Source organism: Mucilaginibacter sp. 21P (genome assembly GCF_019331605.1).
Taxonomy (GTDB): Bacteria; Bacteroidota; Bacteroidia; order Sphingobacteriales; family Sphingobacteriaceae; genus Mucilaginibacter; species Mucilaginibacter achroorhodeus.
Genome location: NZ_CP063061.1, coordinates 4,170,184 through 4,184,056, shown reverse-complemented (window position 1 = coordinate 4,184,056; position 13,873 = coordinate 4,170,184). Strand labels below are relative to the sequence as shown.

The following is a 13,873-nucleotide window of genomic DNA, read 5'->3' as shown; positions in this document are numbered from 1 at the left end:
GGTTATTATGGGAATAGAAGAAGATATCAAAAGCACCAATTTTGAGGACAATTACCATAAAATGGTTATCAACCTCGGCTACACGTCGGGCTGGATAAATAATTACATGCGCCCGGCTTTTGAGAAACACAACTTAACTCAGCAGCAGTTTAATATCCTGCGTATTTTACGTGGTCAGCACCCAAAACCGGCCACTGTGAATATGCTTAAAGAGCGAATGATAGATAAAATGTCTGATGCCTCACGCATTGTTGACCGCCTGGTGCAAAAAGGACTGGTATCGCGCTGCACCAACTCCAGCGACCGCCGCGCTGTAGATATCCGCATCAGCGATGAAGGTTTAGCCATCCTCAAGAAAATGGATGTCGACTTCAAAACAAAAGATCTCTTCAAACAAAACCTCACCGAAGAAGAAGCAGGCCAGCTAAGCGATCTGTTGGATAAGATGAGGGGATAGGAGAAAGTCAAAAGTCAAAATTTAAAAGTCAAAAATCAAAATCTACCAGAGCGGGAGCGAAGATGATTAAATATGTCATCGCGGGGAGCGACAGCGACGTGGCAATCTCATCGCGCTCAAACCACCCTGTCATTTCGAACGAGCGACAGCGAGGAGAAATCTTCTACGCTTCATTTCTCGCTCGAAATAAAATAATTTCTAAGTTATCGCCCTCTTTGCGCAGCAGAGAGGGTCGACCAGCCGAAGGCGTCGTCGGGGTGAGTAGACACTCATATTCTTCGAGTGCTCTCCTTCAAAAAGTATTTCTCTGATACCACGTAAAACCAAACGCAAATAACCACCCAACCAAACTACCATACAAAGCGCCAAGCACAACATCTACCGGAAAGTGCACGCCTACGTAAACCTGCGCAAAGCTTATTGTAGCGGCCCACAAAATAGCTAATGGCATTATCCATTTATGGCGTTTATAGAAGATGATTCCCAGGAAAATGGCTATTGCAAAGTGGTCCGTAGCATGCGTGGATGGGAAACTGTAGCCCGTACCACATGGCACGCGGCTGATCACGGCGGCACTGGTATAAGGGTCGCGGCAAGGTCTCAGTCGGTGCACCGCAGGTTTGATAATGCTGGCGCTGGTAAAATCGGCAAAGCCTGCAGATAAGGCCAGGAAAAGCACCATCACAGCACCTTGCTTCTTATACCGCCAAATGCTGAAACCGATAATGAAAACATACAGCGGTATCCAAAATTTTGCATTACGCATAACCGGCAGCACAGTATCAAAAAATGGGTTAGCCCACTCGTGGTTTATGATGTAAAATAAATGCCTGTCCAGGTCGAGCAAAAAATCGGGCATTGTGGTTTGTTTGAATGCTTTATACGTTAATGATACCGGCCCAAATATATGTGAATTTTACGCTGCCATAGTTTAATTATTGCTATTTTTGCGGCTTAACATCTATATACGTTTTGACACTCATAAAATCAATTTCAGGCATTAGGGGTACCATAGGTGGCGCTGCAGGTGAAGGCCTAACCCCGTTAGACATTGTTAAATTTACTTCTGCTTACGGCAGCTGGGCTGTAAAACGCTCAGGTGTAAAAAAGATAGTGGTTGGCCGTGATGCACGTATATCAGGCAGCATGGTTAACAACCTGGTAATTGGTACGCTGCAGGGCTTAGGTATTGATGTGATTGATCTGGGCCTTTCAACAACCCCAACCGTTGAGGTTGCCGTGCCCGATGAGAAAGCTGCAGGTGGCATTATTCTTACTGCCAGCCATAACCCAAAACAATGGAACGCCCTTAAATTGCTTAACGAGAAAGGTGAGTTCATCAGCGATACCGATGGCAAAGAAGTCTTGGATATTGCAGAACGCAGCGATTTCGTTTATGCTGATGTTAATGATCTGGGTAAGCATATTCATGATGATAGCTACCTGCAAAAACATATTGATAAGGTTTTAGCATTGCCTTTAGTTGATGTTGAAGTAATAAAAAAAGCCAACTTTAAAGTTGCCATTGATTGCGTTAATTCTACCGGTGGAATCTTCATTCCGGCTTTGTTAAAGGCTTTAGGTGTCCAAACTATTTATGAACTGTATTGTGAGCCTGATGGTCACTTCCCGCACAACCCGGAACCGTTGCCCGAGAATTTGGTGGCGCTTTCAAAAGAGGTAACAAGCAAAAACGCTGACCTGGGTATTGCCGTTGACCCTGATGTTGACCGCCTTTGCTTTGTTTGTGAAGACGGCAGCATGTTTGGCGAGGAATATACTTTGGTGGCCGTTGCTGATTTTGTGCTGAAACATACTAAAGGCAATACGGTATCAAATCTTTCATCAACCCGTGCGCTGCGCGATGTTACCGAGAACCATGGCAACGAATACTTTGGTGCCGCGGTAGGTGAGGTGAATGTGGTAAACAAGATGAAAGAAGTGAACGCCATTATCGGCGGCGAAGGCAACGGTGGGGTGATCTACCCCGAGTCGCATTACGGCCGCGATGCATTGGTGGGTATAGCTTTATTTTTAACGCACCTGGCTAATTACGGCAAGCCTGTATCGGTACTTAGAAAATCTTATCCGGGGTATTTCATCTCTAAAAATAAGATCACTTTAACGCCTGAGATGGATATAGACAGCCTGCTTTTAAAGGTTGAAGAAAAATACCATAAACAGCCGCACAGTACTATTGATGGCTTAAAGATAGAATTTGATAAGCAATGGGTACACCTGCGCAAATCAAATACAGAGCCTATCATCCGCATTTATTCAGAGGGAGATTCTGAAACCGGTGCTGATGGCTTGGCCAACAAGATAATTGCTGATATAAAAGAGATTTTGAACTTGAACGAATAGAAATACTGTTCGCCGGATTGGAGAACCCTGCGGATAATGTTTCTATTTTTTACTGACTTATATTTATTAAAAAAACGATGCGAGTTTATTTCGACAACGCCGCTACTACCGCGCTTGACCCTGAAGTGTTAAAGGAGATGTACAAAGTGATGGAGGGCCAATTTGGCAATCCATCATCTATCCATGCCCACGGGCGCGAGGTGCGAACGTTGATAGAGAGATCGCGCAAAACCATAGCCAACCTGCTGCATACTTCGCCCGCGGAGATATTCTTCACCAGTGGCGGTACCGAAGCTGATAACACTGCCATCCGTTGCGGTATTATTGATCATAAGCTTACGCATGCTATTACCACTAAGCTTGAACACCATGCCGTTTTGCACACGCTGCAAGCCATGGAAAAAGCCGGTGCAATTAAGTTAAGCTATCTTGATGTTGATGATAAAGGAAGCGTTGATTATGATCAGCTTGAGAAACTGTTGCAAAATAACGAACGCAGCTTTGTATCACTGATGCACGCTAACAATGAGTTAGGTACACTTACCGACCTTGAACGCGTTGGCAATATCTGCGAAGCGTATAATGCCCTTTTTCATAGTGACACCGTACAAACGGTAGGTCATTACAAACACGATCTGAGCAAATTGAAGTTGCAGTTTATGGTTTGCGCTGCACATAAACTTCACGGACCAAAAGGTGTAGGCTTTTTGCACATCAACCATAAGGTTAAGATAAACCCGATGATCTACGGTGGTTCGCAGGAGCGCAATATGCGTGGCGGTACCGAAAATGTTTACGGTATTGCAGGCTTGGCCAAAGCACTTGAAATTGCGTATGCCGAAATGGACAGTCACCAGGCCTATATCCAGGATCTGAAGTCATACATGAAGGCAAAACTGGAGCAGGGTATCAGCGGTGTTAAATTTAACGGTGAAACCGATCCGGCTAATAGCCTTTATACCGTATTAAACGTATCCTTCCCTGAAATGGAAATGGCAGACATGCTGCTGTTTAATCTGGACATTGCCGGTATTTCTGCATCGGGCGGTAGTGCCTGCAGCTCTGGTACCGACATTGGTTCACACGTGTTAACCGCTATAGGCGCCAATTCGGATAGGCCGTCTGTACGTTTTTCGTTCTCAAAATACAACACTAAGGATGAGGTAGACTACACTGTCGCTAAATTAAAAGAACTCTGCCTGGTAAGCGCATAATCGCTTATTAATTAAAAAAAAGACGCGCCTTCGGTGCGTCTTTTTTGTTTATAACTTGATCTATTCCTACTTGGAGCGGGCTGCGACGCCCTTGAGCGATGGCTGGGAGGGGCTATATACACTGTTCGAATTCCACAACGCCCCGTTAGGGGCCACCGCTTTGTAGGCAAGGTTTGAAAGCTTCTTCTTGCTCCGAAGGAGCTACCCCTTTTACCTCAATGATAAATCAGTTATTCGATTAAATAATTTTCTTAGTTAGAAAATTGGCAGGGCTATTGCTTATGTTAGTGTATCAATTAAAAAACAAAACCTATGATAACTAACAACGAAAACAACTGGAATGACGATGAGAATCGAAACCAGGGCTACACAAATTCTAACGATGATATAGACGATAACCGCCTTGATGATACCGAGGGTGGTGGCAATACCGTTGACGAAGACGATTTGGACGACCAACAGTTGGATGAAGATTATGATGATGCTGATCTAACAGAAGATACCGACTTAGAAGGTACAAATGCAGGTTACGCAGGTAGCATCAATTCGTCTGTCGATAATCCGAATGAGATACCTGAGGAAGGCGAATCAGACAATGAAGGTACAGGCTACTCACAAACGAATGAGCAAAATCAGCCACGTGAAGGTGCAGATACATCATACAGCGAACAAATAGATGTAACCCCGCCAGAGAAACATGAGTTTCCATCAGAAGGCGTGGCAACAAAAACAGATTTCGCCAGTCGCGACCTTGGCCGCACAACCGGCCGTATGGTAGGTCACGAGCCGGGTACTGAAGGCATTTAATAGCCGAATGTATATAATTGAGTGTTACTAAAGAATCAGAAGTTTAAGTATCTTCCTTAGCATTCAAAAGCAAAAAGCAGTACCGATTGGTGCTGCTTTTTTATTATAAGTCAAAACTTAACTTCACTGTTCGTTATCTTAGTCGCTTTGTGTTTAGATGATAAATATGCCTAAAAAGTCCTTTCTCCTTTGTCTGTTCCTCCTTTGTCTAACAGTAGCCTGTAATCGCAAAACCGACCTTTACAAAGTTGTTGGGGTAAAAGACGGTGATACTATGGTATTATTATCGCCGCAATACCAGCAGGTTACTGTGAGGCTGGCAGAGGTGGATTGCCCGGAGAAAAGTCAGGCATTTGGGCAGGCTGCAAAACAGTTTACATCAGATCTTTGCTTTGGCAAAATGGTGAAACTTATCGTTAACAACACCGACCGTTATGGCCGCACCGTAGGGTGGGTTGAACTGGAAGATGGTACCAGCATAAACAAACAACTGGTAAAAAACGGTTATGCCTGGCAATACCGCGCTTATTCAAAAAGTATGGAACTGGCCATGCTGGAGCAGCAAGCCCGCCAAAACCGTCTTGGCTTGTGGCAGGATGCCAATCCCACGCCGCCCTGGAATTTCAGGAAAGGCGAACGCGAAAATCGCGTGGCTAAGAAAGAGACCAAACTTAAAAAGAAACGTACTTATAGAAAACGGCGCCGCAAGCATGTTGATACGCTGGCTTTTTAAAACGCGGCACATTACTTATCTTGCTTGCAAATACCTCACACTCAAAAATGAAAGCATTTAAAGCTATCATCTGCCTCGTGTTTACTGGCGTGCTTATATGGGCATTGCAAACTAAATTTGGTGACATACCGCCGCTTGGAGATTTCTTAAATCCTTCAACCGGTTTCTGGCAAAATGCCGAAAGCAAGAATATTCATGCTGCCGAAAAACTGAAACTAAGTGATCTGCAGGGTGAGGTGACCGTACAATTCGATGATAACCGTATCCCGCACATCTTTGCCAAAAACAATCATGATCTTTATTATGTACAGGGTTATTTAACGGCCCAAGCCCGCCTTTGGCAAATGGATATCCAAACCCGTAGTGCGGCCGGTCGCCTGTCAGAGATCGTTGGCCCCAAGGCGATAGAACTCGATCGGTACCATCGCCGTATGGGCATGACCTACGGCGCAGAGCATACACTTGCAGGTATAATGAAAGACCCTGTGATGAGCAAGGTGATACAAGCTTATAGTGATGGCGTAAACGCCTACATTAAGCACCTTAAACCCGGTGGTTATCCCCTGGAATTTAAATTACTGGGCTATAAACCCGAAGAATGGAAACCTATCAATTCGGCATACCTGCTTAAGCTGATGTCTGAAACTTTAGCAGGCGGCTCAAACGAGTTGGGCCTAACCAACGTGCTGAATAAATATGGCGCTAAGATCACCAATGATCTTTTCCCTGATTACCCGATGCACGAGGATCCTGTGATCCCGGCGGGTACGAAATGGGATTTTAAACCGCTGCCCATCCCGCAGCCTCCTGCAGCTTTTAAAGCGCAGTTGATGGCCGCTATGCAGAATAAGGAAAAGATTGAGGGTATAGGAAGCAACAACTGGGCGGTAAGTGGTTCAAAAACCGCAACAGGTTATCCCATGCTGGCTAACGACCCGCATTTGAACCTTACTTTTCCATCCATATGGTACCAGATGCAAATGGTTGGGCCGGACGTAAACGTTTACGGCGTTACGCTGCCCGGTGCACCTTGCGTAGTTATAGGCTACAATCAAAAAGTAAGCTGGGGTGTAACCAATGTTGACGCTGATGTGCTGGACTGGTACCAGGTAAAATTTGAGGACAGCACCCGCAACAAGTACTGGTATAACAACAAATGGAATAATGTTGAGCGAAAGATAGAGAGGATAAAGGTTCGCGGCCAGGCAGATGTTGTTGATACGGTTTTGTACACGCACCATGGTCCTGTTGTTTATGATAACGCTGCAATGCAGAAGAAAGGCCGCTCAAACGTGCCTGTAGGTAATGCCCTGCGCTGGATAGCCCATGATGAAAGTGATGAATTTAAAACGTTTTATCTGCTAAACCGCGCAGGCAATTATGCAGATTACCGCAAGGCCCTGAATTACTACACCGCCCCCGCGCAAAATTTTGTATTTGCATCTGTTGATAATGATATCGCTATTACGCCCAACGGTAAATTACCGCTCAAGTATAAAGACCAGGGCAAGTTTATTTTAGATGGAAGCAACACCGCTAACGACTGGCAAGGTTGGATCCCGGCAGACCAAAATCCAACCGTTAAAAACCCGCCGCGTGGTTTTGTAAGCTCCGCCAATCAATCATCAACAGACCAAACATATCCGTACTACATCAACTGGAAGTTTGAGGGTTATGAACGCGGTAAGCGGATAAACGATAGGCTGGGTACCATGAAAAAAGCTACCGTCGATAGCCTGCGTCTGTTGCAGATGGATGATTACAGTATCCGCGCGCAGGATATTTTGCCAACCATGCTCAGGTACCTGGATGCTACCAAACTGGATGATTACCAACTGGCTGCTTTAGATTCTGTAAAGCGTTGGAACAAGTTTTTTAAAGCCAGCTCGGTAGGCGCAAGTATCTTTCAAAATTGGTGGCATAAGCTTTATGAGTTTACCTGGCGGGATAATTTTGGCAGCAAAGATACAGTGTACTATTACCCCACCATGGACCGCACCGAAGCCTTGCTGATGAAAGAGCCAAAGTCCGTTTGGTTTGATAATAAACGCACGCCGGCTGTGGAAACCGCTAACGATGTGGTAATGGCATCCTTCATTGCTACGGTTGATGAGCTGATGCGCAACTACGGTAAAATTGGCCCGGATTGGGCTTGGGGAAAGGTGAAAAGCTTTGAGGTTGCACACCTTGGTAATGTGCCGGGCCTTGGCTCCGGTAAATTTGAATCCGGCGGCTCAGGCTCTACCGTAAATGCTCTTATTGAAGGACATGGTCCATCATGGCGAATGGTGGTACAGTTGGGGCCGCAGCCGCAAGGCTACGGTATACTACCCGGCGGGCAGTCCGGAAACCCCGGCAGTTTCTATTACGATGATATGCTTAAAACCTGGCAGCAAGGCCGGCTTAATCAATTACTATATCTGCATTCGGCAACAGAGAAGTCGACACGCATTAAAACAACCTTAACCATCAGCAAATAAGAAATATGTTATTCGGCATTATACTTCTACTGGCATTTGTTTGCGGCTACCTTATTCCATGGTGGGCAGCATGTGCATTGGCGTTTATCGCTGCCATCATCTTCGGTAGAACGTCGAGGCAGGCATTTTGGTCGGGCTTTGGTGGTTTGGCTATTGCCTGGGCAGCGCTGGCTTTATTAAAGAGCATCCCCAACAATCATCTATTAGCCACCCGAGTAGCACAAGTGTTCCATCTTAAATACTGGTGGGCCATGTTGGCAGTTACCGTTTTAATAGGCGGTATAGTGGGTGGTTTCTCGGCGCTCTCGGGGCTTTTGGTGAAAAAGGTTTTTGAGAAGTAAAGCGCCAGATTATTTACGGCAGATGATCTATATAAGAATTTAAAATGGAGTTAAGAGTTAATTATAATGAATTAGAGATATTCGGATTTGATAGCGGCGGATCCGAAATATTACATTATAACGGAAAGCCGTTTAACGGTTTCTCGGTCGATATAGCTAATGGGATTATCAGAGAAGAAAGAGAATTTAGAGATGGTTATTTGCATGGGCTCCAAAGATATTATTACCCAAGCGGTAATCTACAAGAGGAGTATACTCTCATCGATAATGACCTTGATGGGTCTTTTAAACAATATGATGAGAATGGTAACTTGACAAGTGTGACTAATTGGAAAAATGGAATGAAAGTATAGTCTACCACTGGTTGAAGTTTCCAACTTCCCACCACTGGTCGAAGTTTGAAACTTCGACCTAAAAATACTTAAGCTTTCAGCTTAACCAAAAAATGCCCGAACCATCAGATCCGGGCATTTTTTGGTTAAAAAGATTTTATTATTTAAATCTATTCAAAGTAGCTTTCAACTTAACTACTGCGGCGTTGGCGCTGGTAGCGCGGTTAAATATCTCACCGGAAGTTACGCTATCACCATAAAATTCAGCATTTGCAGATTTATTGATGGCCAGGTTTGAACCATTTACGCTGATACCGGCAAATAAACCTTTACTGCGCGAGTAGCTGTAAACTTCGGCTTCCAACTTGTAATCGGTGCTGGCAGTTGAGCTGCGGCCAACAGGGCCTGCCGCTGCTGAGATATCGCCGCCAATGGTGAAATCTCCGTCCTTAACCTCGGTGAGTACACCTTTATGGTGGAACACCAAAACCATATCAACAGATTGTACGCCTATCTGGAAACCGATGCTGCCGCCTGTAAGCGTAACAAATACCGGGTCGCTCCATTTACCATCGGCAAGTTTAACCATGGCAAGGCCTTGTCCGCGTTTACCACCTATGCCAAAACCGGCATTGATCAGTTTCGGGATGATCACGATACCTTCGTACTCCTCAATTAACTGATGAGGGATGGTTTCCTTCATCTTGCTAAAATCCTTAAGTACAGCAGTTGCTTCATTTATTTTTTTGATCCCCTTTTCTTGTATTGCAGTGGCCGATGTAAGAACGATAAACGCACTTAACAGTAGGGGTAGGCCTAAAAATTTAAAATTTTTCATATCGATGTATTTTATTGTGAAATTATAACTCCGAACGGGAGTATTTGTTGCGGGGATTAAGTCGAAATTCAAAATTAAAAAGTTAAAAAAAATAAAGTTTACATACATATTTTAAATCTGCACATCTGCCCATTTGATCACGATAGCGATCGGGACCGCACATTTATATATCTTTGCCACTTGATGGTAAAGCCGGATAAACAACAGGTATTTTCTATAGGTAGCCAAACAGCGTTCAGCGAAACTGCATTGCAGGTTTTCCGCTATCAGGCTGAGCATAATGGATTGTACAAACAGTTTGTGGATGGTTTGAGCGTTCGTCTCGAAGATGTAAGTTCTATCGATAGAATCCCTTTTTTACCGGTCGAATTTTTTAAGGCACACAATGTTGTGGCTACTACCGGGAAGCCGCAGATCACCTTTACAAGTTCGGGCACTACGGGTATGATCACCAGCAGTCATCATGTAAGCGATGTAAGTTGGTACGAAGAAAGTTTTCGCAAAGCGTTTGAAATATTCTACGGAGCTATTAAACAATACACTGTGCTGGCATTACTGCCCGCTTACCTGGAACGCGAAGGCTCATCACTGATCTATATGGCGCAGGATATGATCAACCAATCCGGCAACGCGGATAGTGGCTTTTACCTGTATAATCATCAAGACCTTTACCAAACTCTGCTAAGGCAGCAAGCCAATGCTAAACCAACCTTGTTGATAGGAGTAACCTTTGCGTTGTTGGATTTTGTTGAAAACTACAAACTCGACTTTCCTGAACTGATCGTAATGGAAACCGGAGGTATGAAGGGCCGTCGTAAGGAAATGATACGCGAGGAATTGCACCAAACACTTTGTGCCGGCTTTGGCGTAAAGCACATCCATTCTGAATACGGTATGACGGAGTTACTTTCACAAGCTTACTCAAAAGGCGATGGGATATTTAACTGTCCGCCCTGGATGCGCATCTTAACGCGTGATACCAATGACCCGCTAACGCTTATAGGCACGGGCAAAACCGGTGGCGTTAATATCATCGACCTCGCAAATATCAACTCGTGTTCGTTCATTGCCACGCAGGATCTTGGTAAGATCTATCCGGATGGCTCATTTGAAATATTGGGCCGTTTTGATAATTCGGATATTCGCGGGTGTAATTTGCTGGTGAGCTAAGGTCTCCCCGGTAACATATAAGAAAGAGTAGAAATAAAATTTAATAAAAGTCTCTCCTTTGGAGCGAGTTTGGGTGAGGCAAAAATATTGCTATTTTTGCCCGCATCATTATATCAAAATCATGATAGATAAATTCTTAAACGAAGAGCAGGACCCAAAAGCGGTTGAAAAGGTTTATACCCGTCTGGTAGACCTGCTTAATACCGGTGAGGAGATCATTTATATTGCGGTGCAAAAAAAGCCATTGGTAAACCTGTTTCCTGATTGTATTGCCATAACCAATAAGCGTATCTTATTCTTTACGCCGGCTAACCTTGGCCTTTCTATCAAGTTTGTTGATTTTGTTTGGAAGGATGTGGTTGATGTTTACACCAAAGAGGAAATTATAGGTGCAGTGTTCAGCATAAAAACTGTTGGCGGCGGCGAAATGGGTGTTGATTACCTGCCGAAAGTACAAGCCCGTAAACTATACCAATATGCGCAAGAGCGTAAAGAAGCCGAACGCGAGCTGCGCCGCCAGCGTGAGTTGGAAGAAAAACGTGCCGAATCTGGTTCTATCCAGGTAGATCATCCGGCACAGGCAGTTTTCCAGCCGTCTGCACCTGTTGTGCAACAACCACCTGCCCCTGCACCTGCTCCGGCAGAGCCACCTGCTCCGGCACCTGTTTTTGAAGAACCTAAAAAAGACGAACTAACCGAAAAGTTAAAACGCCTAAAAACATTGTTTGAAAGCGGATTGATCTCTCAGGAAGAATATAACCAGAAAAAATTAGAGTTGCTGAGTGATTTTTGATGTTGGAGATTAGTGGTAGAGGATTAGAGATTAGTTGAGTTTTTCCTAATCTCTAATTAACCAATCTCTAATCACTAAATTAAGCGATCATCAAAGCTATATGGGTGAGTATTTAAAATACTCACCTTTTTTATGTCGGGATGCCAGGGATTGATAAGATAATTGTATTCCTGCGGTACAATGGCCGATGGCACTTTCATCATCAGGTATTTGGTTTCCTGGATAAACTGGTTGCCTATCTGTTTTAGCTCCGCCGGTGATGATGCATCCTGCCAGTTGGTGGGCAGGGTAGAAGCTTCTAACGTTAACATGCTATGCTCAGGAACCTTAATCTCCGCTATGCAAAAGTTTGAGGGCGTAACTAACGGCTGCATGTGTACCAGCACCTCCAGCATGGCAAGCGCCCTGCTCGATGCAAGGTAAACCATTGATCTGCCTTCGCTGTTCCAGCGCCCACCGTACAAACGGGCACCCGTACCGGTAAGGTCATTAATATAGCGGCAGTTGCTGATGCGATAGAGTATCATTAAGCAAAAATACCGTACTCAATACGGCCAAGCTCTTTAAAAACCATATCAAAACCTGCAGAGGTATCTAATATGGTAACAGGTGCTTCGCCATTAAATACCAGGCTTGGGGTTTTAATCCAAATCTTAAACTTATCCATAGAGCCAAACACTTCCTCGCCGCGGGCATAAAGGCGTGCCAGCTCAACGGCTTTTTCAGCATACTCAGTTTTGATGATGGCATCATCTTCGTAACGTTGTAAAGTGCGTTCTGATATGTGCAGTATGTTGGCTAACTCTTGTATGCTTAATGATATTTTTTTGGCAAGTGCCAGCAGCGTTTTTTTAGGAAAACCCTGCCTTGCAAGTTTGATGATATCAAACTCTGAAGATGACCTTGCAGGCTTGGTGCTTAGCAGATCATAAAACGGGGTTACTGAACTTTGGGTAATATACATCGCCATTGGTTCATTAACCTCGTGTTTTGCTGTATGTTTTGTTTTGTACGACATTTATCCAAAAATAAATACAAAATGTCGTAGTTGCAAATTATTCGGCCACAATTAAAAAGTAATTCTTTTTACCTTTTTGTACTACCAGGAATTTGCCGTTTATCAACTGCCCGTTTGTATAAACATCCTCAGGCGTATTTATTTTCACACGGTTAACGGATACGCCGCCGCCTTGTATCATCTTCTTAGCTTCGCCTTTTGATGGGAACACAGTTGATTGGGCCGCCAATAGTTCGGTTGCGTTTATGCCTGTTTCAAATTCGCTTTTAGCAACCGTAAAGTTTGGTACGCCATTGAACAGGTCTAATACCTCGCCATCGTTCAATTCGTTTAAAAACTCAATACCCGCATTGCCAAATAAAAACTCAGATGATTTTATCGCTTTTAAAAACTCAGCCTCACCATGTACGCGTATGGTTATATCTTTCGCCAACGCTTTTTGTAAAACGCGCAGGTGAGGGGCTGCATCATGTTCTGCCTCCATCGCCTCAATGGTTTCACGGGTGTGCAGGGTAAATATCCTGATGTATGATTTTGCATCAGTATCCGTAGTATTTAACCAAAACTGATAGAACTGGTATGGCGATGTACGTGCCGGATCCAACCAAATGGCACCGCTCTCTGTTTTACCGAATTTGGTACCATCGGCTTTTTTGATCAGTTGGGTAGTTAATGCATAAGCCTCGCCCGCATCTTTACGGCGGATAAACTCAGTACCGGTAACAATGTTACCCCACTGGTCGCTGCCGCCCATTTGCAGCACACAGTTTTTATGTTTCCACAGGTAGTAAAAATCGTATCCCTGTACTAACTGGTAAGTAAACTCTGTAAAAGACATGCCGGTATCACCTTCAAGGCGTTTCTTAACAGAATCCTTCGCCATCATGTAGTTTACCGTAATGTGTTTACCTACGTCGCGGATAAAATCAAGAAAAGTAAAGTTTTTAAACCAATCGTAGTTGTTAACCATCTCGGCGCTATTGGCGCCGCTGTTAAAATCTAAAAAGCTTTTAAGTTGCTCTCTAACGCAATTGAGATTATGTTGCAATACATCCTCAGACAGCAGGTTACGCTCATCAGATTTACCGGATGGATCGCCTACCATGCCGGTAGCGCCGCCCACCAAAGCATATGGCTTGTGGCCCGCGCGCTGAAAATGTATCAGCGTCATAATCTGCGTAAGGTGGCCAACATGCAGCGAATCAGCCGTAGGGTCGAAACCGATATAGCCGGATGCCATACCTTTATTAAGTAGTTCCTCGGTTCCGGGCATAATATCATGCAGCATGCCTCTCCAGCGTAGTTCTTCAACAAAATTCATAACTA

At 44.4% G+C, this 13,873-nt stretch carries 15 protein-coding genes; 10 read left to right on the top strand and 5 right to left on the bottom strand.

Annotation, left to right across the window (positions count from 1 at the left end; genetic code table 11):
• Positions 1 to 7 precede the first annotated feature (7 nt).
• The gene (locus tag INP83_RS18660; protein ID WP_146270624.1) at positions 8 to 457 is read left to right on the top strand and encodes a MarR family winged helix-turn-helix transcriptional regulator; all 450 of its coding nucleotides are present in this window, start codon (positions 8 to 10) and stop codon (positions 455 to 457) included.
• Between the two features lie 292 nt (positions 458 to 749).
• Here the strand turns inward: INP83_RS18660 and INP83_RS18655 are convergent, their stop codons facing one another.
• Positions 750 to 1,316 (bottom strand): phosphatase PAP2 family protein, encoded by a 567-nt coding sequence (locus INP83_RS18655; protein WP_219125455.1) that lies wholly within the window; start codon positions 1,314 to 1,316, stop codon positions 750 to 752.
• A gap of 113 nt (positions 1,317 to 1,429) precedes the next feature.
• Between INP83_RS18655 and glmM the strand changes: the two genes are divergently transcribed.
• The 7 genes from glmM (at position 1,430) to INP83_RS18620 (ending at position 8,749) form a co-directional block, all read left to right on the top strand.
• On the top strand, positions 1,430 to 2,821 hold the full coding sequence (gene glmM / locus INP83_RS18650; RefSeq protein WP_219125454.1) for a phosphoglucosamine mutase: 1,392 nt from the start codon (positions 1,430 to 1,432) through the stop codon (positions 2,819 to 2,821).
• Between the two features lie 77 nt (positions 2,822 to 2,898).
• Positions 2,899 to 4,035, top strand: coding sequence for a cysteine desulfurase family protein (locus tag INP83_RS18645; protein WP_219125453.1), 1,137 nt, complete (start codon positions 2,899 to 2,901; stop codon positions 4,033 to 4,035).
• A 312-nt stretch (positions 4,036 to 4,347) separates the two neighbouring features.
• Positions 4,348 to 4,842 (top strand): hypothetical protein, encoded by a 495-nt coding sequence (locus tag INP83_RS18640; protein ID WP_219125452.1) that lies wholly within the window; start codon positions 4,348 to 4,350, stop codon positions 4,840 to 4,842.
• Between the two features lie 274 nt (positions 4,843 to 5,116).
• Positions 5,117 to 5,575, top strand: a complete 459-nt coding sequence (locus tag INP83_RS18635; RefSeq protein WP_219125451.1) for a thermonuclease family protein — start codon at positions 5,117 to 5,119, stop codon at positions 5,573 to 5,575.
• A 47-nt stretch (positions 5,576 to 5,622) separates the two neighbouring features.
• Entirely contained in the window at positions 5,623 to 8,055 is a 2,433-nt protein-coding gene (locus INP83_RS18630; RefSeq protein ID WP_219125450.1) for a penicillin acylase family protein, read from the top strand.
• Positions 8,056 to 8,060: 5 nt separating this feature from the next.
• Entirely contained in the window at positions 8,061 to 8,396 is a 336-nt protein-coding gene (locus INP83_RS18625; RefSeq protein WP_219125449.1) for a hypothetical protein, read from the top strand.
• Positions 8,397 to 8,440: 44 nt separating this feature from the next.
• Entirely contained in the window at positions 8,441 to 8,749 is a 309-nt protein-coding gene (locus INP83_RS18620; RefSeq protein ID WP_219125448.1) for a toxin-antitoxin system YwqK family antitoxin, read from the top strand.
• A gap of 139 nt (positions 8,750 to 8,888) precedes the next feature.
• Here the strand turns inward: INP83_RS18620 and INP83_RS18615 are convergent, their stop codons facing one another.
• Positions 8,889 to 9,566, bottom strand: a complete 678-nt coding sequence (locus INP83_RS18615) for a lipid-binding SYLF domain-containing protein (protein ID WP_219125447.1) — start codon at positions 9,564 to 9,566, stop codon at positions 8,889 to 8,891.
• Positions 9,567 to 9,749: 183 nt separating this feature from the next.
• On the opposite strand from INP83_RS18615, the gene INP83_RS18610 reads away from it, so the two are divergent.
• Together INP83_RS18610 and INP83_RS21310 are read left to right on the top strand one after the other, a co-directional pair.
• Positions 9,750 to 10,736: an acyl transferase gene (locus tag INP83_RS18610; protein WP_219125446.1), complete on the top strand. Its 987-nt coding sequence runs from the start codon at positions 9,750 to 9,752 to the stop codon at positions 10,734 to 10,736.
• Positions 10,737 to 10,857: 121 nt separating this feature from the next.
• The gene (locus INP83_RS21310; RefSeq protein ID WP_219125445.1) at positions 10,858 to 11,529 is read left to right on the top strand and encodes a PH domain-containing protein; all 672 of its coding nucleotides are present in this window, start codon (positions 10,858 to 10,860) and stop codon (positions 11,527 to 11,529) included.
• A 74-nt stretch (positions 11,530 to 11,603) separates the two neighbouring features.
• Here the strand turns inward: INP83_RS21310 and INP83_RS18600 are convergent, their stop codons facing one another.
• From INP83_RS18600 to tyrS, 3 genes are read right to left on the bottom strand one after another with little or no spacing between them, the layout of a single operon-like run.
• Positions 11,604 to 12,056 (bottom strand): RES family NAD+ phosphorylase, encoded by a 453-nt coding sequence (locus INP83_RS18600; protein ID WP_219125444.1) that lies wholly within the window; start codon positions 12,054 to 12,056, stop codon positions 11,604 to 11,606.
• Positions 12,056 to 12,547: an antitoxin Xre-like helix-turn-helix domain-containing protein gene (locus INP83_RS18595; protein ID WP_219125443.1), complete on the bottom strand. Its 492-nt coding sequence runs from the start codon at positions 12,545 to 12,547 to the stop codon at positions 12,056 to 12,058. The genes INP83_RS18600 and INP83_RS18595 overlap by 1 nt, the downstream gene beginning before the upstream one ends.
• Positions 12,548 to 12,584: 37 nt before the next feature.
• On the bottom strand, positions 12,585 to 13,868 hold the full coding sequence (tyrS, locus tag INP83_RS18590) for a tyrosine--tRNA ligase (protein ID WP_219125442.1): 1,284 nt from the start codon (positions 13,866 to 13,868) through the stop codon (positions 12,585 to 12,587).
• Between the last annotated feature and the right edge of the window lie 5 nt (positions 13,869 to 13,873).